Origin of the sequence: Actinomadura sp. NAK00032, from assembly GCF_013364275.1 — a bacterium.
Classification (GTDB): Bacteria; Actinomycetota; Actinomycetes; order Streptosporangiales; family Streptosporangiaceae; genus Spirillospora.
Genome location: NZ_CP054932.1, coordinates 7,116,762 through 7,142,835, shown reverse-complemented (window position 1 = coordinate 7,142,835; position 26,074 = coordinate 7,116,762). Strand labels below are relative to the sequence as shown.

The following is a 26,074-nucleotide window of genomic DNA, read 5'->3' as shown; positions in this document are numbered from 1 at the left end:
GTGCACATTCATGTCGCTTCGTGCTATTCGCTCCGCTACGGCGTCGCCCCGCCGGCGGCGCTGGCGGAGCGCGCGGCCGGCCTCGGCATGGAGACGCTCGCGCTGACCGACCGCGACGGGCTGTACGGCGCCGTCCGCCACGTCATGGCGTGCGCGGACGCGGGCATCGGGGCGGTCGTCGGGGCCGATCTGCGGGTCGTCTCCACCGGCGAGGAACGCGTCGTGGTGCTCGCCGAGGGCCGGGCCGGGTGGCGGTCGCTGTGCCGGCTGGTGTCGGCGGCGCACGCGGCGGGCGGGCGCGGGAACCCGGTGGTGACGCGGGAGATGGTCGGCGCGCACGCCGCGGGGCTGATCGTGCTGCTCGGCCCGGCGTCCGACGTGGGGCGGGCGGTCGCCGGGCGGCGTCCGGGCGTCGCGGCCGCGCGGCTGGACGCCTGGCGCGCCACCGCCGAGACCGCGGTGGAGATCGTGAACCACCACGGCCGGGGCGAGGGGCCGCGGGCCGCCCGGATGCTGGCGCTCGCCCGCGCGGCCGGGGTGCCCGCGGTGCTCGGCAACGCCGTCCGCTACCTGGAGCCCGCCGACCACCCGGTCGCGCAGGTGCTGGACGTCACCCGCAAGCTCGTCCCGCTGGACCGGCGGCACCTGGACGACCAGACCGGGCACGCGTATTTGAAGTCGGTCCCGCAGATGTACCGGGCGGCCGAGCTGGCCTGCGGCCCCGACGAGGCGGCGGCGCTGCTCGCGGCGACGCGGCGGCTGTCCGAGCGCTGCGTCCTGGACCCGGGCCGCGACCTCGGCATGGACGACGTCCACCTGCCCGCCGCCGGCGACGACCCGTACGCGCGGCTCGTCGCCCGGTGCGCGGACGGGATGGCCCGGCGCGGGCTCGGCGGCTCGGCGCGGGCCGCCGGGCGGCTGGACGCCGAGCTCGGCGTCATCGCCCGCAAGGGCCTGGCCTCCTACTTCCTCACCGTCGCCGACGCCGCCGCGCTGATCAGGGAGCGCGGCATCCGCTGCGCGATCCGCGGCTCCGGCGCGGGCAGCCTGGTCAACTACCTGATCGGCATCGGCGACCTCGACCCGCTGCGGCACGACCTGCTCATGGAGCGGTTCCTCGCCGACAGCCGGGAGGGGCTGCCCGACATCGACCTGGACGTGGAGTCGGCGCGGCGGCTGGAGGCGTACCAGGCCCTGTTCGACCGGTTCGGCGCGGAGAGCACGGCGTGCGTGTCGATGATGGAGACCTACCGGGCGCGCAGCGCGCTCCGCGACGTCGGCAACGCCCTCGGGCTCCCGCCCGCCGAGATCGACGCGATCGCCAAGGCGTTCCCGCGGATCCGGGCGAGCCAGATCCGCACGGCGCTGGACGACCTGCCCGAGCTGCGGCAGAGCAACCTCGCGGCGGGCCGGCTGGAGGTGCTGTTCCGGATCGCCGAGCGGCTGGACGGCCTGCCCCGCCACATCGCGATGCACCCGTGCGGCGTGCTGCTGTCGAACCCGACCCTGCGGGACCGGACGCCGATCGAGCAGGCCGCCGTCGGGTTCCCGATGAGCCAGTTCGACAAGGACGACGTCGAGGCGATGGGGCTGCTGAAGCTCGACGTCCTCGGCGTCCGGATGCAGTCGGCGATGGCGCACGCGGTCGCGGAGGCCGCGCGGGTGTCGGGGGAGCGGATCGTGTTGGAGGACGTCCCGCGCGACGACCCGGCGACGTTCGCGCTGATCCGCACGTCCCGCACGCTCGGCTGCTTCCAGATCGAGTCGCCCGGCCAGCGCGACCTGATCGGTCGGCTCCAGCCCCGCGACCTGGACGACCTCGTCATCGACATCTCGCTGTTCCGTCCCGGCCCGGTCAACTCCGACATGGTGTCGCCGTTCCTGGAGGCGCGCGCCGGCACCCGCGAGCCCGCCTACCCGCACCCCGACCTCGAACCGGCGCTGCGGGAGAGCCTCGGCGTGGTCGTGTTCCACGAGCAGGTGCTCCGCGTCATCGACGTGATGACCGGGTGCGGGCTGTCGCGGGCGGAGGCGGCGCGGCGGAGCCTCGGCGGCGAGCGGGGCCAGGCCGTCGTCGGCGCCTGGTTCCGGGAGCGGGCGCTGGCGCGCGGCTACGACACGGCGACCGTCGACGGCGTCTGGCGGATGCTGACCGCGTTCGGCGCGTTCGGCTTCTGCAAGGCGCACGCGGCGTCGTTCGCGCTGCCCACCTACCAGTCGGCCTGGCTGAAGCGGCACCATCCGGCCGCCTTCTACGCGGGCGTCCTCACCCATGACCCCGGCATGTACCCCAAGCGGGTCATCCTCGACGACGCGCGGCATTTCGGCGTGCCGATCCTGCCGCTGGACGTCAACCGGTCGGCCGCCGACTGGCACGCCGAGCCCGTCTCGGCGGGCGGTCCGGCCGGGATCCGGGTGTCGCTGAGCGAGGTCAAGGGCATCTCCGAGACCGAGGTCGGGAAGATCGTCGAGGCGCGGCCGTACGCGTCGCTGGGCGACTTCTGGCGGCGCGCCCGCGTCTCCCGCCCGACCGCCGAGCGGCTCGTGCTCGCCGGGGCGTTCGACGCCGTCCACGACCGGGTCCCGCGCCGCGACCTGCTCTGCCGCGTCGGCGCCCTCGACCGCGCCACCGCCCGCACGGCCCCCGTCGAGGGGCAGCTCGCCCTCGCCGACGACGCCGGGCTGGAACTCGACCTCGCCGAGGAGATCCCGGCCGGGGAGCTGCCGCCGATGACGCCGGCCGAGGTCGTCGAGGCGGAGCTGGACATCCTCGGCATGGACGTCAGCCGGCACGTGCTGACCTTCTACGCCGGGCTGCTCGCCGCGCTCGGCGTCGTCCGCGCCGCCGACCTGCCGGGACGTCCCGCCGGGAGCGAGGTCCTGGTCGCCGGGGTGAAGGTCGCCACGCAGACCCCGGCGGTGCGGTCCGGGCAGCGGGTCATCTTCGCCACGCTGGACGACGCGACCGGCCCCGTCGACCTCACGTTCTTCGAGTCGGTGCAGGACCGGTGCGCCGCGACGGTGTTCGGCTCCTGGCTGCTGGTCGCCCGGGGCCGCGTCCGCCATGCCGGGGACTCCGCCGTCTCGATCACCGCGAACGCCTGCTGGGACCTGAACGTCCTGCACGAGGAGTGGCGCCGCGGCGGGCCGGACGCCCTCCGCGTCGCGCTGCGGGGCGCCGCGCCGCGGGGCCGGCCGGTGGGGCGCCGGATCATCCAGCCGACGGGCTTCGCGATGTCGCCGTACTCCGACATCGGCCACGCGGGACCGGCCGTCAAGCGTCCGCCGCGGGCCGCGCTCTGGCACGCCAGCCCCGGCTCCTCGGGCTCCTGACCGGGGCGGGGCCGGGGCCGCCGGGGCCGTTCGGGGCTAGGTGTCGCGGGTGAGCTGGAGGCGGGTGATCTGGAAGACGGTGGCCATGCACAGGGCGGCGGCCAGCGCCTGGAACGCGGCGGCGGCGACGCCGACGTGGACGTCGAAGCGCGCCTCGGCGAGGGTGTTGACGCTGCCGTGCGTGAACGCGCGGCCGAGGAGCAGCCCGAGCAGCGCGCAGCACCACCAGGCCGCCACGACGAGTCCGGCGGCCTGGCGCTCGGCCGTCCGGTAGCGGCCGCTGTTCACCCACACCTCGTAGACCATCCGGGGCGGCAGCCACAGGTTGACGACCGGCAGGAACCAGCCGAGCAGCACCCAGGAGCGGTGGTGGCGGTGCGGCCCCGGCGACTGCCGGAACGCCCGCCACAGCCAGGTCAGGTACAGCAGCCCGGTCACCCCGGCCATGATCGCGCCGATCGTGAACACGTCCGCGTAGGGCGCGAGGGCCTTGCCGGTGGCCGCCGGGTCGTAGCTGTCGTGCGTGGCCCCGCGCAGCGGGTGCGCGAGCCGCAGCAGGCTGATCCCCGAGCCGAGCGCGACGAACGCGTTGAACCCGAGCAGCATGAACACGGCCACGCCGACCGCGCGGAAGTCCCGGCGGCGGGCCCACGCGCCGCAGCCGGGGCACCGGTCGACCTCCGTCGGGATGATGTCGCCGCACAGCGCGCACGGCATGGTCCACCTCCCTGGTCTCATGGCTCGCTCGTCGTCACCCGGTTTCGCCCACCGGCCCTCGCGGGTCGCCGGCCTTTGCGGTTCGCTGCTTCGGATACTACGTACGTTTGACTCGCGCGACCCAACGCGGGTTCGCGGTCTCACCGGATCGTCACATCTGGAACACGAACCGTGTGGCGCCGTAGGCCAGGGCCGCGGTGACGGCGGCCCAGGCGGCGAGCCGCCCGAGGCCACCTGTGGACAGCAGCCGCTCCGGCCGGAACCGCGTCACGGCCAGCAGCCCCCACCACTCGGCGGCCAGCGCGATCGTCGCGTGCAGCGAGCCGAAGCCGATCAGCGAGAAGAGCAGGACGACGCCCGCCGGGGTCGCGGTGTGCGCGAACAGCGCCGGGCCCCGGGCCGGGCCGCGCAGGCCGCGGCGCAGCCCCGCGAGGACGGCGCCCCAGCCGGCGGCGCACAGCGCCCAGACGACGAGGACGGCCACGGGCAGCCCGTTCAGCGATTCCGGTGCCAGTGCGGTGTTCCTTCCCCGATCGTCCCCGTCCGCGTCCCCGCGGCGCCTGCTCGTGGCGCCTTCCTGCGGCGCGCGGTCAGACCATGAGGCCCGTCTCCCAGGCCCAGGCGGCCGTCTCCACCCGGTTGCGGGTGCCGAGCTTGCGGTGGACGCTCCCGAGGTGGGTCTTGACCGTGGACAGCGACACGAACAGCTCCCCGGCGATCTCCTCGTTCGTCCGCCCGCGCGCGACCCGCTTCACCACGTCCAGCTCCCGGTCGGTGAGCGGCTCGCGGGGCGGCGCGGCGGCCGGGCGGGGCCGCGCCAGCCGCTCCAGCAGCCGCACGGTGATGGACGGCGACACCAGCGACCCGCCGCTCGCCGCCGCGCGGACCGCCTCCACCAGCAGCGCGGGGCCGCTGTCCTTCAGCAGGAACCCGACCGCGCCGCCGCGCAGCGCCCCGTACACGTACTCGTCCATGTCGAACGTCGTGACGATCACCACGCGGAGCGGGTCGGGGACGCCCGGCCCGGCCAGCGCGCGGGTCGCCGCCAGCCCGTCCATCACCGGCATCCGGATGTCGACCAGGGACACGTCGGGACGGAGCCGGCGGGCCAGCGCGACGGCCGCGGCGCCGTCGGCGGCCTCCCCGACCACCGCCATGTCGGGCTGCGAGTCGACGATCATCCGGAACCCGGTCCGGACCATCTCCTGGTCGTCGGCGACGAGTACGCGGAGGGTCACCCGGCCGATTCTGTCAGCTCCCGCCGGGCGGCCGCTCCCCGGCCGGGAGCAGCGCGACGACCTCCCAGCCGCCCCCGGGCGCCGGGCCCGCGCGCAGCCGCCCGCCCGCCGCGCCGACCCGCTCCGCCAGCCCGGTGAGCCCGAACCCGCCGGACGGCAGCCGCCGGCCGCGACCGCGCCCGTCGTCGCGCACCGCGACCTCGACGTCGCCGCCGGCCCGCTCGAGCGTGACCCGCACGGTCGCGGCGTCGGCGGCGTGCTTGCGGATGTTGGTCAGCGCCTCCTGCACCACCCGGTGCGCCGACGCCGCGACCTCCGGCGGCAGCGTGCCGAGGCCGGGCGCGAGCGTCAGCGTCGCCGGCGGGTGGGTGAACCCGGCGACGAGGTCGCGGAGCTGCCCGAGGTCGCCGACGGGCCGGGTGGCGGCGCCGCCGTCCGGGAGGGCGTCGCCGTCCGGCGCGTTGACGTTCTGCGCGTCCCGCAGCAGGCCGACCATGCGGCGCATCGAGGTCAGCGCCTCGGTGCCGGCCTTCTCGATGCCGCCGAACATGCGGTCCAGGTCCTCCGGCGACTGGCCCGCGCCCGCCTGCGCCGCGAACCGCGCCGCCTGCGCCTGGACGACGATGCCCGTCACGTGGTGGGCGACGAAGTCGTGCAGGTCGCGGGCCAGCTCCAGCCGCTCGTCCCGGCGGGCCGCCGCCAGCGACCGGGACCGCCGGGCGTCCAGCGCCCGCAGGTACAGGCCGATGCCGAGCGCGATCGACACGGTGATGCCGAGCGGCGCGCTGACCAGCGCACCGGCGACCGCCGACCAGCGCAGCGGCGTCGCCAGGACCGCGGCGCCGAGCAGCGCCGCCAGCGGGACGAGGTGCTCGCGGCGCGCCGTCCGCGTCGACCGGGCGAGGACGATCAGCAGCCCGCCGATCTCCGCGGACACGCTCGGCGCGGTGTAGTCGGGACGGACCGCCAGCCCGAGGTACAGGGTGCTGAACACCGACAGCGCGCCGACCGCGATCGCCCACGCGACGACCCGGCCGGCCACGGCCGCGTAGCTGACGACGACCGCGACGGCCAGCAGCCACAGGTTGGGGGCGTTCCGCGCCATCGAGACCAGGCAGCCCAGCAGGAACAGCCCCGCGAACCCCAGGTACGCGGCGCGCATCAGGCAGCCGCCCACCGAGTGGATGCGGTCCAGCGGTGTCGCTACGTCGCTCACGGTGATGCAGGGTACGGCCTGCCGGGGACCCCCGGATCGGCCGTTCGGCTGATCCGGGGGCCGGCCGCGCTCCCGGCCGGCCGTCGCGCTCTGTGATCATCGGCCCGTCCCGCCGCCGGGCCGCTCGAATAAAGGTTCGAGAATGTCAGAGGTGCGCCGTAGCGTTGACCTTGTGATTTGGGAGACACCTGGGAACAGGTGTCGAACCGAGTGGCTTGTAACGACGTACCTAGGGGTATGTGACTGACGGTGGCACCCGCACAGGCGCGGGTGCCGCCGGGTCAAGGAAGGGGTGTTGGCAGTGAGCGCAGCGACCGGCACGTTCCATCTCTCCCACCCGCGGCTTGACGGGCCCGCCGAGCGGACCGTCGTCGAGCCGTGGCTCACCGAGCTCTCCCATGCGACGCTGAACGCCTACGCCGACACCGCGCCCCCGTTGGCCGTGGTCGAGGCCCTGCCCCTGCGTCCGCAGCCCGCGCCGGCCCGCCGCGTCGCCGTGGCGGCCTGACAGGAACCACTCGGAAGGGGATCGGGCACCGCCCGATCCCCTTTTCCGCGCCTGCTGCTCATCTCATATATTGATACACAGTTCTCAAAGTATGAGAAGCGGGCGTACCGTGAGGGACACCCGAGGACAGAGAGGTGATCCCGATGCCGGCCTACACCCATGGCCACCACGAGAGCGTCCTGAGCTCCCACCAGTGGCGCACGGTCGAGAACTCCGCCGCCTACCTGATCGAGCACCTGCGCCCTGGGCTGTCGGTCCTGGACGTCGGCTGCGGCCCCGGCACGATCACCGCCGGCCTGGCCGGACGCGTGGCCCCCGGCCGCGTCGTCGCCGCCGACGCCGCCGAGTCCGTGCTGGACGAGGCCCGCAAGAGCACCGCCGGCCTGGCCAACGTCGAGTTCGCGGTGGCCGACGTCCACGCGCTGGACTACCCCGACGGCACCTTCGACGTCGTCCACGCCCACCAGGTGCTGCAGCACGTCGCCGACCCCGTCCAGGCCCTGCGCGAGATGCGTCGCGTCACCCGCCCCGGCGGCGTCGTCGCCGCGCGCGACGCCGACTTCGGCGCCATGGTCTGGTACCCGGACCCGCCCGGCATGGACGCCTGGCTGCCCGTCTACTACCAGGTGGCGCGCGGCAACGGCGGCGAGCCCGACGCGGGCCGCCGCCTGGTGTCCTGGGCCCGCGCCGCCGGCTTCACCGACGTCACCGCGTCCGCCTCGTCGTGGTGCTACGCCACCCCCGAGGAGCGCGAATGGTGGAGCGAGTCCTGGGGCGGCCGCATGATCAGGTCCGCGGTGGCCGACCACGCCGTCGCCGGCGGCCACGCGACCCGCGACGACCTCGACCGCGTCTACGCGGGCTGGAAGGCCTGGGCCGCCGCCGACGACGGCTGGTTCTCCGTCACCCACGGCGAGGTGATCTGCCGCGCCTGACCCCGCCGGTGCCTAGAACGGGTCGGTGAGGTCGCCCAGCTTGTCGGTCAGCCGCAGGTTGTGGGAGTAGTCGACGGGGACGGTGACGACGGAGACGGCGTCCTCGGCCAGGGCCTTGCGGAGGGTGGGGAGCAGCTCGTCCGCGGACTCCACGCGGTACCCGGTGGCGCCGAAGCTCTCCGCGTACTTCACGAAGTCGGGGTTGCCGAACGTGATGTGGGAGCTGCGGCCGAGTTCCAGGTCCATCTTCCAGCCGATCAGGCCGTAGGCGGAGTCGTCCCAGATCAGCACCGTGATCGGGATGTTCTCCCGGACGGCGGTCTCCAGCTCCTGGGAGTTCATCAGGAACGCGCCGTCGCCGGTCGCGGCCAGCACGCGGCGATCGGGGCGAGCGAGCTTGGCGGCGATCGCGCCCGGCACGGCGAAGCCCATCGACGACAGGCCGTTGGAGACCAGCAGCGTGTTCGGCTCGTAGGTCGGGTACATGCGGGCCATCCACATCTTCACCGCGCCGGTGTCGGCGAGGACGATGTCCTCGCGGCCCATGGCGGCGCGGATGTCGGCGACGACGCGGCGCGGCGACAGCGGGTGGCCGCCCTCGGCGGCGCCCTCGGCCAGCTCCCGGCGGAGCATCTCCCGGATCCTGCGCCCGGTCTCGTGGTTGTCGAAGCGGCGGTGGACGGAGTCGGCGAGCGCGTACAGCGAGCGGGAGATGTCGCCCTGGACGCCGACCTCGACCGGGTAGTGGTCGTCGACCTCGGCGGGGAACTGGTGGATGTGGATGATCTTCTTGTCGGCGGCCGGGTTGACCTTGACCGGGTCGAACTCCTGGAGCTCGTAGCCGACGGCGATCAGGACGTCCGCCTCGTCGAAGCCGAAGTTGACGTAGTCGTGCCGCATGAAGCCGACCGCGCCGAGCGCGTTGCGGTGGTCGTCGGGGAAGACGCCCTTGCCGTTGAACGTGGTCGCGACCGGCAGGCCGAGGTGCTCGGAGAAGTAGACCAGGGCGTCGCCCGCGCCGGCGCGGGTGGCGCCGTGCCCGGCGAGGACGACCGGCCGCCGGGCGAGCGCGAGCACGTCGGCGGCGCGGGCGATCTGGGACGGCGACGGCTCCTGCGTCCGGACGGTGTTCACCGGCAGCGGCGCGAGGCCCGGGTCGACCTTCGCCGCCTCGACGTCCTCGGGGATGGCGAGGTAGACGGCGCCGGGCCGCTCGGTCTGCGCGGTCTTGAACGCCTTGCGCACCATCTCCGGCAGCGCCTCGGCGCGCGGCGCCAGCTCCGCCCACTTGGTGATCGGCCGGAACAGCGACACCAGGTCGATGATCTGGTGCGACTCCTTGTAGATGCGGTCCAGGCCGACCTGCGCGGAGATCGCCACGACGGGAGTGCTGTTGGTGGTGGCGTCCGCGACGCCGAGCTGCAGGTTGATCGCGCCGGGGCCGAGGGTCGCGGACGCCACCCCGGCCCGGCCGGTGAGGCGCCCGTAGATCTCCGCCATGAACGCGGCGCCCTGCTCGTGCCGGACCAGGACATAGCGGATCGACGAGTCGTTCAGGGCGTTGACGAAGTGGATGTTCTCCTCGCCCGGGATCCCGAAGACGTACTCGACCCCCTCCGCTTCGAGGGTCCTGACGAGCAGCCGGGCGGCGTCCTCCTGCGTGGACATCGTGTGTCCCATCTCCAGTCCGCGAATCGTGGTGCGTGTCTTCGAGTGCATCCGGTGCAGCACCCGGAGACATGCCTCCATTCCGCCTGGTGATGTGCAGTTGATCTCGTCAAGAAACGGCGTCTGCCGGCGGCCGTTTTGTCAGGAGTCGGCCAGGTCCTTGATGGCGCGCAGGGTCGGCTCGTCCTTCACACCGGCGATCAGCAGGGTGGTGACGGGGCTGTCGCGCCAGAGTTGGAGCCGCTCCTTGATCCGGCCGATCGGGCCGAGCAGCGAGATGGCGTCGGCCAACTCGTCCGGCACGGCCTTGATCGCCTCGTCGCGGCGGCCGGACAGGAACAGCTCCTGGACGCGCTCGGCCTGCTCCGCGTAGCCGAGCCGGCCGATCAGGTCGAGGTGGAAGTTGCGGTCCTTGGCGCCCATGCCGCCGATGTAGAACGCGAGCGGGATCTTGGCGAACTCCAGCGCGGAGGCGAGGTCGTCGGTGACGATCGTGGTGACGGTCGCGGCGATCTCGAAGCCGTCCGGGCGGTGCGCGAGCGAGGCGCCGAAGACGGAGTCGATCTGCTCCGGGTCGACGAACAGCGGCAGCCAGCCCTGCGCGACCTCGGTGGACAGCGCGACGTTCTTCGGCCCCTCGGCGCCCAGGTAGACGGGGATCTCCGGGCGGAGGGGGTGCACGATCGACTTCAGCGGCTTGCCGAGCCCGGCGCCGCCGGGGTGGGGCAGCGGGTAGTGCGGGCCCTCGCTGGTCACGGGTGCGTCGCGGCGCCACACCTGGCGGACGATGTCGAGGTACTCGCGGGTGCGGGCGAGCGGCTTGGGGAACGGCTGCCCGTACCAGCCCTCCACGACCTGCGGGCCGGACGCGCCGAGGCCGAGGATCACCCGCCCGCCCGACAAGGCGTCCAGGGTGAGCGCGTGCATCGCGGTGGCCGCCGGGGTGCGCGCCGACATCTGCACGACGGCGGTGCCGAGCTTGATCCGGGACGTGCGGGCGGCGTACCAGGCCAGCGGGGTGAACGCGTCCGAGCCGTACGCCTCGGCGGTGAACACCGAGTCGTAGCCGCAGCGCTCGGCGGCCAGCACCGTCTCGGTCTGGTCGTCGGGGTCGCGCTGCCAGTAGCCGACGTTGATGCCGAGCTTGAGTTCCGCGGTCACGTTCACCCTCCGGTTGTCGACGCACCGCGATAGTAGAACACGTTCTAGTTTCTCCGGAAGGGGGCCGGTGGGTCGAGGGCCGGCGGCCGGACACGCCCGGGGGCCGCGGCGGGCGCCTCGCCCACCGCGGCCCCCGGCCGCTCGCTAGCTCTCCTTGATCGCGTCCAGCAGGCCCCGCCAGGCGGACGGCGTCAGCACCAGGGCCGGTCCGGCGGGGTCCTTGGAGTCGCGCACCGCGCGGAGGGTGCGGGTCAGTGGCGCCACCTCGACGCACTGGTCGCCGCTTCCGCTGCGGGACGACTTGCGCCAGACGGCGCCGGTGAGTTCGCGCTGCAGGTTGGTCACGGGCTGCTCCTTGCTGCCTCGGCTATGAGGTGCGCGGAATCCTCGGGGGACAGGGCGGCCGCCTCGATCCGATCGAAGCGGTCCCTATGCTTCGCTATTTCCTCGGCGCTCTCAAGGTAAACGTCACCCATAGTGCCCTCGACGTAGGCGATATCGGGGTCTGCGGGGTCTGGATACGACAATATGGTGAAACGTCCGTCAAGGCCCGCATGTGCCGCTGCTGTGTACGGAAGTACCTGAATCGTCACGCTTGGGTGGGTCTGTGTGATGGCGACGAGCGCCTCCAGCTGGGCCCGCATCACCTCCGCGCCGCCGATCGGGCGGTGCAGCACCGCCTCGTCGAAGATGACCTGGAAGCGGGGCGCCTCGGCGCGGTCCAGCAGTGCCTGCCGGATCTTGCGGGCGGCGATGCGGCGCTCGATGTCCTCCTGGGCGGGCAGCAGCCGGCCCGCCGTGATCACGGCGCGCGAGTACGGCTCGGTCTGCAGCAGCCCGTGCACGAGCTGCGGGTCCCAGGTGCGGATGTGGGACGCCTCGTCCTCCAGCGCGACGTAGCTGCCGGCGAAGACGTCCTGGTAGGCGGTCCACCAGCCGCGCTGGCCCGCCTGCCGGGCGAGGGTGATGAGCGCGTCGCGGTCCGGGCTCGGGACCCCGTAGAGGTCGAGGATGTCGGCGATGTCGCCGGGCTTCGGGCGGGTCTGGCTGGTCTCGAGGCGGGAGACGGTGGCGCGCGACCAGTCCAGCCGGTCCGCCACCTCCTGCAGGGTCAGGCCCTGCTTCTCGCGCAGCTTGCGGAGCTCCCGCGCGAGGCGGCGGCCACGGACGGTGGGGCGGTAAGTCATGGGAGTGGAGTCTTGCGACTCTCGCCGCCCGTCACAACGCGATTGGCGAACCCCGCGCCCGGTGCCGGGCAATTCCCTGAAGACGCTTGCGATCGTGAGAATCTCACGAGAGTCTGGGATCCGTGACCGCCCGAAGACCGACAGTGACGGCGGGCGGTCGCGTGCCCGGGCACCTTGACCCACGGGAGGACCCGTGAAGAGCACGCCGGCCGAGCCTACGGCGGACGCCATCACCGACCCCTTGACCATCACCGAGGCCGAGAGCCCGCCCCGCGCCGCGCGGGACGGCGACATCGCGCGCGACGACGACGCGGGCGACGGCATGCCCGGCTGGGTGTGGGCCCTGCCGGGCGGTCCCGGCTGCGCCGGGCACGCCCGCCGCGTCCTGCGCGACGCGCTCGGCTCGCTCGGTGTGCCGCCGGACGCCGTCGCCGACGCGCTGCTCATGGTCAGCGAGCTGGCGACCAACGCCTACCAGCACGCGGGCGGGCACGGCCCCCACGAGCTGTGGCTCTACCAGGGCGGCGGCCGGGCGCGGGAGATCCGCTGCGCGGTCTTCGACGCGTTCGCCGACGCCGCGCTGCCCGGCTACTCCTGGACGTCCGGCGACTGCGGGCGCGGGCTCAGCATCGTCCGGGAGCTGTCCGGCGGGCGCTGGGGGCTGCGGCGCACGCTCTCCCGGCTGGGGCCGTCCGTGCGCGGCAAGGCCGTCTGGTTCGCCGTCCCCGGCGCGGCCTTCTCGTCCTGAGCCCGCCTGGGCCGCCTGCCCGGGGCGCCCCCCTTGAGCGCGCCCGGGGTCAGTCCTTCTCCAGGGCGGGGCCGATGTCGCTGACCAGCGCCAGCAGCGACCGGGAGAGCAGCGTGTGCACCTGCTCGCGGTCGAGCTTCTTCTCCTGCAGCCACTGCCGCGTCGCCGCGTCCACCAGCCCGGAGTAGACGCGCAGGACGGCCCGCAGCGTCTCGGTCGGCTCCGGCACCCGCAGGACGGCGAGCATGTGCTCGACCGCCTCGTCCTTGAACCGGTTGACGATCCGCAGGAGCTCGGGATCCTGGCCGAAGCCCTCGGCGTCCAGCGCCGCGAACCAGGTGGTCGCGTTCCGCTCGGCGGTGTCCAGGAACAGGTTCACCAGCAGCTCGACGGACTCGGGCAGCGTCAGCCGGTCGTCCGGCGGCGGGGCCTGCATCGCGGCGGACGCCGTCAGCCCCTGGACGACCTTCAGGAACAGCTCGCGCTTCGTCCCGAAGTAGTAGTGGATCAGGCCGCGCTGCACGCCGGTCTCCCGGGCGATCGCGGCCGTGGACACCTCGGCGTACGGCAGCTCGGTGAACATCCGCCGGGCGACGGCCAGGATCTGGGCACGCCGTTCGTCCGGGGACAGGCGCTGGTAGCTCACCGTGGCAGCCTATTCTGTGCGGGCGGCCCGCGCCGTGCGGGCGGCGTGAGGGGAGCGCGCGTGAACGGCTTCGAGGAGACCGTGCGCCTCGCCGGCGAGCGGCTCGTCCTCCGCCCGTTCGGCCTGGACGACGCCGCGGCGCTGATCGAGGTGATCCGCGCCGGGGAGGACTGGCTGCCGCCCAACTTCCCGAGCGTCCTCGAGGCCGAGCCCATCGCCTGGTTCCTCCAGGAGGGCGTCCACAACGTTCAGCATCTGGGTCTGGGAATCCATCTCGCGGTGACAGAGCGGTGCTCCGGTGACCTTATCGGCACGATCGGGCTGTTCAAGGTGGAGTGGACGCAGCTGACGTGCGAGGTCGGTTACGGGACGCGGCCGAGCGCGCGCGGGCGCGGCCACGCGACCGAGGCGCTCGGCCTGGTCACCGACTGGGCGCTGCGCGACTGCGGGCTGTTCCGCGTGGAGCTGCGGGCGATGGTCACCAACCACGCCTCGGTCCGCGTCGCGGAGAAGGCCGGATACCTGCGCGAGGGCGTCGCGCGCGGCGCCGAGCGCGACGCGGACGGCGTCAACCGGGACATGATCGTGTTCAGCCGGATCGCGACCGATCCGCCGCCACCCGGCGCGCCGCGGCCGCATCCGGACGGCGCCTCCGCGAGGCTCGGCGCCGACGACGAGGAGGGACGGCACCAGTGACCGCGACGGATCGGACGCTCGTGATGTACGGGGAGGGCGCGCGCGAGGCGGCCCATCGGATGCTCCCGAAGCTGCCGGCGGAGCGGTTCGCCCCGGTCGGCGCGGGGCCGCAGGCGGTCCGCGACGCGGTCGGGACGGCGGTCAAGGAGGGGCTCGCGCAGGTCGTCCTGGTCGCGGGCCTGGGCGAGCAGATCGCCGTGCTGGGCGGCATGACGGGCCTGCTGGAGTCGGTCACGCTCGACATGGACTGCGGGGTCGCGCTGGCCGGGGAGGTGTCGCGGGCGGCGACGCCGCGCGACGTGTACGCGCTCTGGGAGGCGGCCGGCAAGCTCGGGCCGTGCGGGCGGGAAGTGTGCCGCCGGACGGCCGGTGAGCTGGAGCGCGTCGCCGCCGAGGCCGCCGGCGCGCGGGCCGGGTCTGACGCGCCGGTCGCGGCGCAGGTGGTCCTGGTGGACGCGGCGGGCGAGCGCATGGTCGGCATGTACGGGCGGATGGCCCGCTAGACCGGCCCGGCAGGGATCGGTTCGGTAGGGGATCGGCTCGGTAGGGGATTGGCAGGGCAGGGCGATGCTTACGGTCGTCGGCCGCGACGGTTCGCCGCTTTGCGGCGCGGCCGTGGCGGCCTTGGAGAGTGCTGCGCTGGTGGTGGGCGAGGCTCGCCTGCTGGACGGCCTGCCGTTGCCGCCGGACGCCCGCAAGGTCGCCGCCGACGACGTGGCCGCGGCCTTGCGAAAGGTCTTGGACGAGGCCGATGCCGGCGATCAGGACGTCGTGCTCGTCGTGGACGGGGACCCGGGCTACTTCGGCATTGTCCGCGAACTCCTCGAACAGGGGCACGCGCCTGAAGCCATTCCTGCGACGCCCCTGGTGGCGCGGGCGTTCGCCCAGGCGGGGCTGCCCTGGGAGGACGCTGTCGTCGTCTCCGCCAGAGGCGGGCACCTCAGGCAGGCGGTGAACGCCTGCCGAGCCCATCCGAAGGTGGCCGTGCTGACCGGGCCTGGTGCAGGGCCTGCGGAACTGGCGCGCGCGCTGTTCCCGGTGACGCCGCGTTCGTTCGTGGTCTGCGAAGACCTGGGCGGGCCTGGGGAGCGGGTCGTGTACGTCCGTCCTGCTGAGGCCACCACGCGTCCGTGGAACAGCCCTGATGTGGTGCTCGTCCTGGACAACCGGCACGCCCTCGGTGAAACGGGCTGGGCTTCCGGGCCTCCGCGTACGCCCGCCGGGTGGGCGCTGCCTGCGGACGCCTTCGGCGACGGATCCGGTCTGGGCCCGGAGGTCCGGGCGTTCGTGCTGGCGAAGCTAGGGCCGGGCCTGGGCGACATGGTGTGGGACGTGGAGTCGGGCGACGGCTCGGTGGGCATCGAGTGCGCGCGCTTCGGCGCCGCCGTGGTCGCCCTGGACCGCGACTACGCGGCGTGCGAGCGCGTCCGGCGGAACGTGCGCCTGCACGGGGTCAAGGTGGCGATGGCGTCCGGGGACGTCGGGTCCGCCGCAGGCCACCTGCCCAGGCCAGACGCCGTGTTCCTCGGGCCGGGCGTGTTCTCCGGGCGGGGCGGGGCGGAGGCCGTCCGGGCGTGCGCCGCGCTGAGTCCGTCCCGTGTCGTCGCCGTGCCCGCGCTCGCCGACGTTCAGGTCATACTGGACATCCTGGATGAGCACGGCTTCACCTCCGGCGCCGTCCAGCTCCAGGCGGCCCGGCTGACCCCACCGGAGCGGCCGGGAGATCCGGTGGCCGTCGTCTGGGGGGAGCGGGACGTCCCGGCCCCGGCGCGGCGGGCGCCCCGGACGGACCGTCCCATCGAGACGATCCCCGCGCCGCCCGACGAGCCGGACATACCGCCCGGCGTGGCGTGAAACCCTGGTACCCCGTCCGGAAGCAGGCATCCGGAGCACTGGAGGAGCGCAGTTGACCGTCCGTCAGCCCCACCCGATCGAGGTCCGGTCGTACGAGATCCTGCGGTCCCGCGTCGACCTGTCGCCGATGCCGCCGCTGTGGCGCGCCGTCGCCGAGCGGGTGATCCACGCCACCGCCGACCTGGAGTACGCGGTGGACCTGCTGACCCGGGAGGAGCACCTGGCCCAGGGCTGGGCCGCGCTGCGCGGCGGGGCGCCGATCGTCACCGACGAGGGCATGGTCGCCGCCGGGATCACCGCGCGCGAGACGATCTGCCACGCCGCCGACCCGGCCGCCGCCCGGATGGCGCGCGCCGCCGGCATCCCGCGCTCCGCCGCCGCCGTCCGGCTGTCCTACTCCGAGGTCGGGCCGGGCGCGGTCTGGGTGGTCGGCTCCGCCCCCGAGGCGATCTTCGAGATCATCGCCCGCCGGGTCGACCCGGCGCTGGTCATCGGCATGCCGGTGGGGTTCGTCGGCGCCTGCGAGGCCAAGGAGGCGCTGCGCGCCAGCGGGCTGCCGCAGCTCAGCAACGTCTCGGAGAAGGGCGGCTCCGCGGTCGCGGCGGCCGCCGTCAACGCCCTGCTCTACCACGAGGCGGCCCGCGCATGAGCGCCGCGTACGAGGTCGATCTGCGCCACCACGGCGACGCGGAGGTCGGCGGCGGGCTCGCCGACTTCGCCGTCAACGTCCGCACGGGCATGCCCCCCGCGTGGCTGGCCGAGCGCATCCGGGACTCCGTCGCGGACCTCGCCGCCTACCCCGACCCGCGCCCGGCCCGCCGGGCGGTCGCGCGGCGGCACGGCAGGTCCGTCGAGGAGGTGCTGCTCACCGCCGGGGCCGCGGAGGCGTTCGTGCTGCTCGCGCGGGTCCTCGCGCCCCGCCGGGCGGTGGTGGTGCACCCGCAGTTCACCGAGCCCGAGGCCGCGCTGCGCGCCGCCGGGCACGAGGTGGAGCGGGTGATCCTCAGCAAGGACTTCACCCTCGACCCCGGGCTCGTCCCCGAGGACGCCGACCTCGTGGTGGTCGGCAACCCGACCAACCCCACGTCGGTCCTGCACCCGGCGGACGCCGTCGCCGCCCTCGCCAGGCCCGGCCGGACGGTCGTCGTCGACGAGGCGTTCATGGACGTCGTCCCAGGCGAACCGGAGTCCCTCGCAAGCCGGCTCCCTACAGGCGTCGTGGTCATCCGGTCCCTGACCAAGACTTGGGGGCTCGCCGGGCTCCGCGCAGGCTACGTCCTGGCCGACCCCCACCTGGTGGGACGGCTCGCAGAAGCACAGCCACTCTGGGCGGTGTCCACCCCTGCGCTCGTCGCCGTCGAAGCCTGCTCGTCGCCGGAGGCCGTCGCCGAAGCCGAGGCATGGGCCGTCCAACTCGGCGAAGAACGCGACCGGCTGGCCGCGGAGCTGACCGGACGCGGCCTGTACGTCGTCCCGGAAGCGCGCGCGTCGTTCCTGTGCCTGTGCGTGCCGGACGCCCTCGGCATCAGGGCGCTGCTAAGGCAACGCGGCTACGCCGTCAGGCGCGGCGACACCTTCCCAGGGCTCGGCTCGGACTGGCTGCGCATCGCCGTCCGCGACCGTCCGTCCAACGACCGGCTGCTCGACGTGCTGGGCGAACTCGGCATATAACCGCAGAGAGGACGCTGTGAACCTGATCGACGAGACCATCGCCGCCATCGCCCCGCTGGACGAGGCGGCCGTCCGGGACGCCCGCGAGCACCAGGCGCGGCTCACCAAGCCGCCCGGGTCGCTCGGCGTCCTGGAGGAGGTGTCGGTCAGGCTCGCCGGGCTGGCCGGGCGGTGCCCGCCGCCGCTGCCCGAACCCGCCGCCGTCGCGGTGTTCGCCGCCGACCACGGCGTCCACGCGCAGGGCGTCACCCCGTGGCCGCAAGAGGTCACCGCGCAGATGGTGGCCAACTTCCTGGCCGGCGGCGCCGTGGTCAACGCGTTCGCCGCCCAGGTCGGCGCCCGCGTCAGCGTGGTCGACGTCGGCGTCGCCGCCGAGCTGGACGCCGCCCCCGGCCTGCTCCGCCGCAAGATCGCGCCCGGCACCGCCGACATGACGGCCGGGCCCGCGATGACCCCCGACCAGACCCGCCGCGCCGTCGAGACCGGCATCGGCGTGGCGCGCGCGCTGGTCGCCGAGGGCGCGCGGTGCCTGATCACCGGGGACATGGGGATCGCCAACACCACCGCGTCCGCCGCGCTGATCGCCGCGTTCACCGGCCTCCCGCCCGAGGACGTCACCGGCCGCGGCACCGGCATCGACGACGCCACCCACGCGCACAAGGTCGCGGTCGTCCGCGCCGCCCTGGACCGGCACGGCCTCGCGCCCGGCCACGGCACGGCGCCGCTGGACGTCCTCGCCGCCGTCGGCGGGCTGGAGCACGCCGCGCTCGCCGGGTTCGTCCTCGGCGCGGCCGCGCTGCGCGTCCCGGTCGTCCTCGACGGGGTGATCGCGGGCGCCGCCGCGCTGGCCGCCGCCGCGCTGTGCCCGGACGCCCTCGCCGGGTGCGTCGCCGGGCACCGCTCGGCCGAGCCCGGCCACGCCGCCGCCGTCGCCGCCCTCGGCCTGCGGTCGCTGGTCGACCTGGAGCTGCGGCTCGGCGAGGGGACCGGCGCCCTGCTGGCGTTGCCGCTGGTCCAGGGCGCGGTGCGGGTCCTGCACGAGGTCGCCACGTTCGACTCCGCCGGCGTCAGCGAGAAGCCCGGCGCGGCCGGGGACGACGTCCCCGCGGGGCCGTAGCGGCGTGATCAACGGTTGAGTCACGCTCGGCTATCGACTGGGCGGAGCCCCTCTGCATGGACTCCATATCCCGAGTACCTTTATTCAACAAAGGAACTTGCCGGTCACCGTCGTCCGCAAGCGTCGCCCACGTCGAACGAACCGCACGTCAGCCGCCCACCGCACCCGACCGAGAGAACCATCACGTGCCCCCGTACCTGCTAGGCCTGCGACTCGGCGGGCGACGCGTCCTCGTCGTCGGCGGGGGCCGGGTCGCCCAGCGCCGCGTGCCCGCGCTGCTGGACGCGGGCGCCGCGGTCGTCCTCGTGTCGCCGCACGTCACCGCCACCCTCGAAGGGCTCGCCGAACGCGGCCGGATCACCTGGCATCAGCGGCCCTACAAGCGCGGCGACTGCGCCGGCGCCTGGCTCGTGCAGGCCGTCACCGACGACGCGGCGGTCAACGGGGACGTGGTCGCCGAGGCCGACGCCAAGCGGATCTGGGCGGTGCGGGCCGACGACGCCGAGTCGTCCCCGGCCTGGACGCCCGCCAGCGGGCACGCGGGCGACGCGACCGTGGGGGTGCTGCTCGGCGGCGACCCCCGCCGCGCCGCGGGCATCCGCGACGCCGTGGTGGAGGGGCTGCGCGACGGCGCCCTGGAATCCCGGCACTCCCGGCGCAAGCCCGCCGGCGTCGCGCTCGTCGGCGGCGGCCCCGGCGACCCCGGGCTGATCACCGTGCGCGGGCGGCAGCTGCTCGCCATGGCCGACGTCGTCGTCACCGACCGGCTCGCCCCCGGCGGCCTGCTGGACGAGCTGGCCGCCGACGTCGAGGTGATCGACGCGGCGAAGATCCCCTACGGCCGCACCGTCACCCAGGACCGCATCAACGAGTACCTCGTCGAGCACGCGCGGGCCGGGCGCTTCGTCGTCCGGCTGAAGGGCGGCGACCCGTTCGTGTTCGGGCGCGGCGGCGAGGAGGCCCTGTACTGCGCCCGCCACGGCGTGCCCGTCACGGTCGTCCCCGGCATCACCAGCGCGGTCGCCGTGCCGTCCGCCGCGGGCATCCCGGTCACCCACCGGGGGGTGTCGCAGGAGTTCCACGTCGTCTCCGCGCACGTCCCGCCGGACCACCCCGACTCCACCGTCGACTGGGCCGGGCTGGGGCGCGCGCGGGGCACGATCGTCCTGCTCATGGCGGTGGAGCGGATGGCGCTCATCGCAGCGGCCCTCATGCGCTATGGTCGATCGTCCGACACGCCGGTGGCCGTGGTACAGGACGGCACGCTCCCCGCCCAGCGGTCGCTGACGGCGACGCTGGGCACGGTGGCCGGCGCGATGGCCGACGCCGAGGTCAGGCCCCCGGCGATCGTGGTGGTCGGCGACGTGGTCACCGTGGCACGAGAGATCGACATGATTCGAGCGGACATGGGACGGGATCCGTGACACCCCCGGCAGAGCGAAGCGCGGTCCACGACGAGGAGGCCGCCGGCCAGGGACGCGGAATCGAGGACTCCGCGCCCGACAACGCCGTGCCCGAGAAGGACGCCGTGCCCGACAAGGACGCCCCCGAGACCCCAGAGCCCCCCACGACCCCCGCCGCCCCCGAAGCCGACGCACTGGAGCAGGTCGCCCCGCCCGCCAGGGCGAAGGGCAAGGGCCGCCGCCGCGCCGCCCCCCGGACCGGCGGCGGGACGGTCCGGCAGGGCGAGCTGATCCGCGCCCTGACCGCGCTCCGCGCGCAGCTCGGCGCGTTCGACCTGCTGCTGGACGTCCCCGGCGTCGAGGAGGCCCGCGAGGCCCGCGACGAGCTGCGCGGCCAGCTGGAGGACTACGTCCTCCCGCGCATCCAGGCCGCCGGCGCGCCGCTGCTGGTGGTCCTCGGCGGATCGACCGGCGCCGGCAAGTCCACCCTGGTCAACACGCTCGTCGGCGCCCGTGTGAGCGCCACCGGCGTGCTGCGCCCCACCACCAGCAGCCCCATCCTCGTCTGCCACCCCGACCACACGGAGTGGTTCATGGAGGGGCCGATGCTGCCCGGCATGGGACGCGTGCGCGGCCCCGCGCCCGACGCCATCGCCGGCGACCAGCTGGTCATCATCGGCAGCGACGTCCTGCCGCCCGGCCTCGCCCTGCTCGACAGCCCCGACTTCGACTCCGTCTTCGAGGACCACTACGAGTTCGCCACCAAGTTGATGGCCGCCGCCGACCTGTGGCTGTGCGTCACCACCGCCGCCCGGTACGCCGACGCCCAGGTGTGGCAGATGCTCCAGCGCGCCAAGGAGAACGGCGCCACGATCGGCGTCGTGCTGTCCCGGGTCCCCGACGGCGCCGGCGCCGAGGTCGTCGAGCACTTCGGCGAGATGCTGGACGAGCACGAGGTCGGCGACGCGCAGCGCTTCACCATCCCCGAGACCCGCATCGAGAACAGCCGGCTCCCCGAGGAGACCGTCGAGGACATCCGCGGCTGGCTGACCGGCGTCGCCGAGGACGCCGAGGACCGCGAGATCGTCATCAGCGACACCCTCGCCGCCGTCCTGGACAGCCTCCGCACCCGCGTCCCCGAGGTCGCCCGGCACGTCGAGGCGCAGGTCGGGCAGCGCGCCGAGCTGGCCCGCGAGGTCGAGGCCGGCTACGGCACCGCCCTCGCCGAACTGGACGAGGCCACCCGCAACGGCTCCCTGCTGCGCGGCGAGGTCCTCGCCCGCTGGCAGGACTTCGCCGGCACCGGCGACCTGCTGAAGGCCCTGCACGTCCAGCGGTCCCGGCGCGGCCGGGCCGCGGGCCGCCGGGCGGGGCGCCGCAGCCCGGCCCGCGTCCGGGCGCTCAAGGCCGCGCTGCGCAGCGGGCTCGAATCGCTGATCATGTCGTCCGCCGAGCACGGGGCCGAGCAGGTCCTCGCCCGCTGGCGCGACCACCCCGCCGGGCGGCAGGTCCTCGCCGGGACCGACGCCGACCTCGCCCACGTCTCCCCGGAGCTGTCGCGGCGCGTCACCCGGGCCGTCAGCTCCTGGCAGGACCACGTCCAGGAGCTGATCCGCACCGAGGGCGTCACCAAGCGCTCGGTCGCGAAGCTGGTCTCGTTCGACACCGAGGCCGTCTCGCTCGTCCTGATGATCGGCCTGCTCGGCTACGGCACGTCCGACGTGGCCGTCGAGGGCGGCAACAGCGCCGTCCCGCAGCGGCTGCTGAAGGCGCTGTTCGGCGCCGAGTCGCTGCGCGGCATGGGCGCCAAGGCCCGCGCCGACCTGCGCAGCCGCATCGGGATGCTGTTCGACGAGGAGGCCATCAGGTTCGGGCAGGTGCTCGACTCCGCGGGCATCCCCGACGAGACCGTCCCCGTCCAGCTGTACCAGGCCACCTACAACCTCGAGGTCGCCCGATGACCACCTCGGCCCTCCCCGCGAACTCGCCGGCCGGCACCGGCGGGATCCCGCTCGCCGACGCGGCCGGGCCGGCCCCCGCCGCGCCCGCGCCCGCGCCCGCCGGGCCGCCCGCGCTGGTGGACCGGCTCAACGCCCTCGACCGGCTCGTCCAGAGCGGGTTCGGGCGGCTCGACCAGCCCGTCCTGGACGACACGGGCGCGCTGCTCGACCGGGCCGGGCAGCGGCTGCGGCTGTCGGGCGACCACACCGTGGTGACCCTCGCCGGCGGCACCGGCAGCGGCAAGTCCTCCCTGTTCAACGCGATCTGCGGGCTCGAACTCTCACCCACCGGCATGCGCCGCCCGATGACGTCCAAGGCCCACTCCTGCGTCTGGGGGCTGGACGGCGCCGGGCCGCTGCTCGACTGGCTCGACGTCGACAAGCGGCACCGCTACGCCCGCGCCAGCGCCCTCGACCTGGAGCGCGCCGACGCCGGCATGCAGGGCCTCGTGCTGATCGACCTGCCCGACCACGACTCCATCCAGGCCGTGCACCGCGCCGAGGTCGACCGGTTCGTCACCATCGCCGACCTGCTGGTCTGGGTCGTCGACCCGCAGAAGTACGCCGACGCCGCCCTGCACCGCAACTACATCGTCCCGTTCGCCCGGCACACCGGCGTCACGCTGATCGTCCTCAACCAGGTCGACCGGCTCGCCCCGCACGAGATCGACGACTGCGTCGCCGACCTGCGCCGCCTCCTGGAGGCCGAGGGCCTCGCCGACCCCCGCATCGTGACCACGTCCGCGGTCGCCGCCGACGGCGTGCACGGGTTCCGGGACGTCCTCATCGACACCGTCGCCGCGCGCCGCGCCCGCACCGAGCGCCTGTCCGCCGACGTCGACCGGGTCGCCGAGCGGTTCACCGCCTACCGCCTCGACGCCGAGCCGCCGACCACCGTCGACGAGGGCCGCCGCACCGAGTTGATCCAGGCCTTCACCGACGCCGCCGGCGCGCCCGCCGTCGCCGAGGCGATGGAGAGCGCCTACGAACTGCGCGCCGCCGACTTCGTCGGCTGGCCCGTCACCGCCATGATCGCCCGCCTGCGCTCCGACCCGCTGCGCCGGATGCGGCTCACCGAGCTGCGCGAGGAGCTCCGCAACGCCTTCACCGGCCCGGTCGGCGCCCAGCAGGGCGACGTGGACAACGCGCTCCAGAGCGTCACCGAGGGCCTGACCCCCGACCTCCCCACCCACTGGGGGCGCTCCGTCCGGGCTGCGGCCCGCGCCCACGCCACCGAGATCCCCGAGGCGCTCGGCGAGTCGCTGAAGGCGGCACTGCCCAGCTTCAACACGGTTCCGCGCTGGTGGTGGCTGGTGAAGACCTGGCAGTACTTCTTGATCCTGGTCGCCGTCCTCAGTGTGGTCTGGATCGGCTTCCTCGTCGCCTACGGGCTGCTGGGCGCCGGCGGCGACGACCCGTCCGGCCTCATCGGCCAGGCGGGCCTGATCCCCTACGTGGCCGTCCTGGTCGTGTGCACGCTCGGCATGGGCTGGCTCACGGCGTCCGCGTGCCGCAACCTGGTCGCGCTGTCGTCCGCCAAACACGGCGAGAAGATGGAGCACCACATGCGGCAGGGCATCGAGCACGTCGCGTTCGAGAAGGTCATCGAGCCCATCGAGGACGACCTGGACGTCTACGCCCGCTTCCGCAAGGACGTGGACGTCGCCCTCGGCTGAGTTATCCACAGTTCCGCGAGGCGCTGCCCGCCGCGCGGCCGCCGCGCCACCGTTGACTCGTAAACCGAGAACAACGGAGGACGCAGTGAACGAGGCACACGTCACCATCACCGGCTGGGTCGCCGCCGAACCGCACTACGCCGTCACCGCGAACGGAACCCCCTACCTCTCCCTGCGCGTCGGCTGCACGCCCCGCCGCTTCGACCGCCAGACCAACCAGTGGCAGGACGACGACTCCCTCTTCGTGACCGTCAACTGCTGGCGCAACCTCGCCGAGAACGTCAACGCGTCCGAACTGCAGCGCGGCACCCCCGTCCTGCTCACCGGCCGCCTGCGCATCCGGCAGTACGAACGCGCCGACCAGTGGCGCTTCTCCGCCGAGGTGGAGGCCCTCACCCTCGGCCCCGACCTGAACCGGGGCACCGTCGACTACCGCCCCGCCCAGCGCAGCGGCCCCCTCACCGACGAAGACCGCCAGCTGGCCCGCGAGGCCGCCGACCAATGGGCCCTGACAGCCCCCACCGACGAGGAAGAACCCAAAGCCGCCTGACCCCCGCCCGCCGGTCGGGCCTCAGCCGGCTCGCCGCGCCGGTTCCGGGTTCCGGTGGACGCTCGGGCATGTGCCGCGCAGTCGTTCGAACGCCACGCTCAGGGCGTAGCCGTTGGCGTATCCCACGGGCTCGGGACGCGTGGTTCGGCGCCGCCAGCGCCTTTGCGGGGTTCGGCTGGGGGGAGCGGGGGCGTGGCCGGCGTGGTCGCCGGTCGGCGCCCCCGCGCCGTCGGGGTTTTGCGGCCTGGTCAGATCCAGGAAATGCCGCGCATGACGATTTCCCCCTCAGGATGTGCTGAGCACCGCGATTCCGCGGGCCCTGATGCCGGTGCCCGGAACGGTCACCCGCATGTGCCTTCCCGAACGTACCTGTTTCACGCCCGTTCCGCACACGTTGCAACTATCGTGTTACACAACGTGATGCGCGTAAGGGGGAAGGATGACGGCAGTGCAGTCGTCCGCCGAGGACCATGGTGGGGAGCTGGCCGGCAAGCCCGGGCGCCGGGTACGACCGGGGCGTCCGTCCCTGCTCGTGGTCTACGTGCCGGTGGTCGTCGCCGTCCACCTCGGGCTCGTCGTCGCCGGGCTGGTGGAGACCCCGTACCGGGGCGGCGACCTGGTGACGTTCGCGGCCCTGCTGGCGTGCGGGGCCATGTGCATCGAGGCGACCCGGCGGCTCGGCATGCCGGCCGGTGTCGCGCGCGACCTGCTGTCGGCGTGGTGGCTGCCGGTGGCGCTGCTGCTGCCGCCGCTGTACGCGCTGCTGCTTCCCGTGCCGCTGCAGGCGCTGCTGCAGTTCCGGGTGCGCCGCACGCTGATCTACCGGCGGGCGATCGTCGCCGGTGCGCTCGGCATCGCCGGGGCGTGCGCGTCCGAGGTGTTCCACCTGGTGGTGCCCGAACCGCTGGAGGGGGCGCCCGAGTGGGTCGTCGAGTCGTACCCGGGCATCCCGGCGGCCGTCGGCTGCGCGGCGCTGTTCACCGTGGTGAACACGGCGATCGTCGCGGTCGCGGCGCACGCGGCGAACCCCGAGAGCCGCTGGCGGGACGTCCTGTGGAACCGCGAGAGCCTGCTGCTGGACGTGGTCGAGCTCTGCGTGGGCGTCATCGTGGCGATCACCAGCGCCCTGTCGCTGGGGCTGCTCCTGCTGGCGCTGCCCCCCGTGATGCTGCTGCAGCGCAGCATGATGCACCAGCAGCTCCAGGCCGCCGCGCGGACGGACGCGAAGACGGGCCTGCTGAACGCGTCGGCCTGGCAGCGGGAGGCCGACACCGAGCTGTCCAGGGCGCAGCGCACCCACGACGCCGTCGCCCTGCTCCTGATCGACATCGACCATTTCAAGCGGGTCAACGACACCCACGGCCACCTGATCGGCGACCAGGTGCTGGTGGGGGTTGCGAGCACCCTGTGCCACCAGCTGCGCGACTACGACGTGGTGGGGAGGTTCGGCGGCGAGGAGTTCGTGGTGCTGCTGCCGGGCGCCGACACCGTGGAGGCGTGCCGGGTCGCGGAGCGGCTCCGCGGCCGGGTCCGCCGGCTCGCGGTGCCGGCCGAGGAGGGCACGGTCACGGTCACGGTCTCCGTGGGCGTCGCCCTCTTCCGCACCCACGGCCAAGACCTTCTGGAGCTGCTCGCCGCCGCCGATCTGGCCCTGTACCGCGCCAAGTCGTCCGGCCGCGACCGCGTCTGCCTCCCCGCACTGGAGGGGCCCAAGGCAGCGGGCGGCTGAGCCCGCCCGGGGCGGTCGGCG

24 protein-coding genes are annotated in these 26,074 nt (G+C 74.3%); 15 read left to right on the top strand and 9 right to left on the bottom strand.

Annotated elements, in window-relative coordinates; translation table 11 throughout:
• Positions 1-3,333: a DNA polymerase III subunit alpha gene (locus tag HUT06_RS32595; RefSeq protein ID WP_254715500.1), complete on the top strand. Its 3,333-nt coding sequence runs from the start codon at positions 1-3 to the stop codon at positions 3,331-3,333.
• Between the two features lie 36 nt (positions 3,334-3,369).
• On the opposite strand, the gene HUT06_RS32590 is transcribed toward HUT06_RS32595, so the two are convergent.
• The 4 genes from HUT06_RS32590 to HUT06_RS32575 all read right to left on the bottom strand — a co-directional run bounded on the left by HUT06_RS32590 (position 3,370) and on the right by HUT06_RS32575 (position 6,504).
• On the bottom strand, positions 3,370-4,050 hold the full coding sequence (locus HUT06_RS32590) for a DUF4328 domain-containing protein (RefSeq protein ID WP_176199203.1): 681 nt from the start codon (positions 4,048-4,050) through the stop codon (positions 3,370-3,372).
• A 151-nt stretch (positions 4,051-4,201) separates the two neighbouring features.
• A complete protein-coding gene (locus HUT06_RS32585) occupies positions 4,202-4,534 on the bottom strand; it encodes a hypothetical protein (RefSeq protein WP_254715499.1) in 333 nt (110 codons plus the stop codon).
• A 106-nt stretch (positions 4,535-4,640) separates the two neighbouring features.
• The gene (locus tag HUT06_RS32580; protein WP_176199202.1) at positions 4,641-5,288 is read right to left on the bottom strand and encodes a response regulator transcription factor; all 648 of its coding nucleotides are present in this window, start codon (positions 5,286-5,288) and stop codon (positions 4,641-4,643) included.
• A gap of 13 nt (positions 5,289-5,301) precedes the next feature.
• Entirely contained in the window at positions 5,302-6,504 is a 1,203-nt protein-coding gene (locus HUT06_RS32575) for a sensor histidine kinase (RefSeq protein ID WP_254715498.1), read from the bottom strand.
• A gap of 301 nt (positions 6,505-6,805) precedes the next feature.
• Between HUT06_RS32575 and HUT06_RS32570 the strand changes: the two genes are divergently transcribed.
• Positions 6,806-7,012 (top strand): hypothetical protein, encoded by a 207-nt coding sequence (locus HUT06_RS32570; RefSeq protein WP_176199201.1) that lies wholly within the window; start codon positions 6,806-6,808, stop codon positions 7,010-7,012.
• A gap of 143 nt (positions 7,013-7,155) precedes the next feature.
• Positions 7,156-7,947: a methyltransferase domain-containing protein gene (locus HUT06_RS32565; protein ID WP_176201778.1), complete on the top strand. Its 792-nt coding sequence runs from the start codon at positions 7,156-7,158 to the stop codon at positions 7,945-7,947.
• 12 nt (positions 7,948-7,959) lie between these two features.
• Here the strand turns inward: HUT06_RS32565 and HUT06_RS32560 are convergent, their stop codons facing one another.
• The 4 genes from HUT06_RS32560 to HUT06_RS32545 all read right to left on the bottom strand — a co-directional run bounded on the left by HUT06_RS32560 (position 7,960) and on the right by HUT06_RS32545 (position 11,963).
• Positions 7,960-9,615 (bottom strand): acetolactate synthase large subunit, encoded by a 1,656-nt coding sequence (locus tag HUT06_RS32560; protein ID WP_176199200.1) that lies wholly within the window; start codon positions 9,613-9,615, stop codon positions 7,960-7,962.
• Between the two features lie 141 nt (positions 9,616-9,756).
• Positions 9,757-10,776: an LLM class F420-dependent oxidoreductase gene (locus HUT06_RS32555; protein ID WP_176199199.1), complete on the bottom strand. Its 1,020-nt coding sequence runs from the start codon at positions 10,774-10,776 to the stop codon at positions 9,757-9,759.
• 144 nt (positions 10,777-10,920) lie between these two features.
• Complete coding sequence (locus HUT06_RS32550; RefSeq protein WP_176199198.1) at positions 10,921-11,121, bottom strand: DUF397 domain-containing protein; 201 nt, start codon at positions 11,119-11,121, stop codon at positions 10,921-10,923.
• The gene (locus HUT06_RS32545; RefSeq protein ID WP_176199197.1) at positions 11,118-11,963 is read right to left on the bottom strand and encodes a helix-turn-helix transcriptional regulator; all 846 of its coding nucleotides are present in this window, start codon (positions 11,961-11,963) and stop codon (positions 11,118-11,120) included. The genes HUT06_RS32550 and HUT06_RS32545 overlap by 4 nt, the downstream gene beginning before the upstream one ends.
• A 193-nt stretch (positions 11,964-12,156) precedes the next feature.
• Between HUT06_RS32545 and HUT06_RS32540 the strand changes: the two genes are divergently transcribed.
• On the top strand, positions 12,157-12,711 hold the full coding sequence (locus tag HUT06_RS32540) for an ATP-binding protein (protein ID WP_254715497.1): 555 nt from the start codon (positions 12,157-12,159) through the stop codon (positions 12,709-12,711).
• A 49-nt stretch (positions 12,712-12,760) separates the two neighbouring features.
• On the opposite strand, the gene HUT06_RS32535 is transcribed toward HUT06_RS32540, so the two are convergent.
• Complete coding sequence (locus HUT06_RS32535; RefSeq protein ID WP_176199196.1) at positions 12,761-13,357, bottom strand: TetR/AcrR family transcriptional regulator; 597 nt, start codon at positions 13,355-13,357, stop codon at positions 12,761-12,763.
• A gap of 60 nt (positions 13,358-13,417) precedes the next feature.
• Here HUT06_RS32535 and HUT06_RS32530 point away from each other — a divergent pair, with 60 nt between their 5' ends.
• The 11 genes from HUT06_RS32530 to HUT06_RS32480 all read left to right on the top strand — a co-directional run bounded on the left by HUT06_RS32530 (position 13,418) and on the right by HUT06_RS32480 (position 26,053).
• The gene (locus HUT06_RS32530) at positions 13,418-14,053 is read left to right on the top strand and encodes a GNAT family N-acetyltransferase (protein WP_176199195.1); all 636 of its coding nucleotides are present in this window, start codon (positions 13,418-13,420) and stop codon (positions 14,051-14,053) included.
• Positions 14,050-14,556 (top strand): hypothetical protein, encoded by a 507-nt coding sequence (locus HUT06_RS32525; protein WP_176199194.1) that lies wholly within the window; start codon positions 14,050-14,052, stop codon positions 14,554-14,556. Before HUT06_RS32530 ends, HUT06_RS32525 begins: the two co-directional genes overlap by 4 nt.
• Before the next feature lie 64 nt (positions 14,557-14,620).
• A complete protein-coding gene (cbiE, locus tag HUT06_RS32520) occupies positions 14,621-15,907 on the top strand; it encodes a precorrin-6y C5,15-methyltransferase (decarboxylating) subunit CbiE (RefSeq protein WP_176199193.1) in 1,287 nt (428 codons plus the stop codon).
• A 52-nt stretch (positions 15,908-15,959) separates the two neighbouring features.
• Positions 15,960-16,556, top strand: coding sequence for a precorrin-8X methylmutase (locus HUT06_RS32515; protein ID WP_176199192.1), 597 nt, complete (start codon positions 15,960-15,962; stop codon positions 16,554-16,556).
• On the top strand, positions 16,553-17,578 hold the full coding sequence (gene cobC, locus HUT06_RS32510) for an Rv2231c family pyridoxal phosphate-dependent protein CobC (RefSeq protein ID WP_176199191.1): 1,026 nt from the start codon (positions 16,553-16,555) through the stop codon (positions 17,576-17,578). Before HUT06_RS32515 ends, cobC begins: the two co-directional genes overlap by 4 nt.
• A gap of 16 nt (positions 17,579-17,594) precedes the next feature.
• Positions 17,595-18,695, top strand: coding sequence for a nicotinate-nucleotide--dimethylbenzimidazole phosphoribosyltransferase (cobT, locus tag HUT06_RS32505; protein ID WP_176199190.1), 1,101 nt, complete (start codon positions 17,595-17,597; stop codon positions 18,693-18,695).
• Between the two features lie 185 nt (positions 18,696-18,880).
• Complete coding sequence (gene cobA / locus HUT06_RS32500) at positions 18,881-20,119, top strand: uroporphyrinogen-III C-methyltransferase (protein ID WP_254715496.1); 1,239 nt, start codon at positions 18,881-18,883, stop codon at positions 20,117-20,119.
• Positions 20,116-22,059 carry a dynamin family protein gene (locus tag HUT06_RS32495; RefSeq protein WP_254715495.1) on the top strand — a complete coding sequence of 648 codons (1,944 nt, stop codon included), beginning with the start codon at positions 20,116-20,118 and terminating at the stop codon, positions 22,057-22,059. Before cobA ends, HUT06_RS32495 begins: the two co-directional genes overlap by 4 nt.
• A complete protein-coding gene (locus tag HUT06_RS32490; RefSeq protein ID WP_176199188.1) occupies positions 22,056-23,774 on the top strand; it encodes a GTPase family protein in 1,719 nt (572 codons plus the stop codon). Before HUT06_RS32495 ends, HUT06_RS32490 begins: the two co-directional genes overlap by 4 nt.
• Before the next feature lie 85 nt (positions 23,775-23,859).
• Positions 23,860-24,324, top strand: coding sequence for a single-stranded DNA-binding protein (locus HUT06_RS32485; RefSeq protein ID WP_176199187.1), 465 nt, complete (start codon positions 23,860-23,862; stop codon positions 24,322-24,324).
• Positions 24,325-24,763: 439 nt separating this feature from the next.
• Entirely contained in the window at positions 24,764-26,053 is a 1,290-nt protein-coding gene (locus HUT06_RS32480) for a GGDEF domain-containing protein (RefSeq protein ID WP_176199186.1), read from the top strand.
• The last annotated feature ends 21 nt before the right edge of the window (positions 26,054-26,074 follow it).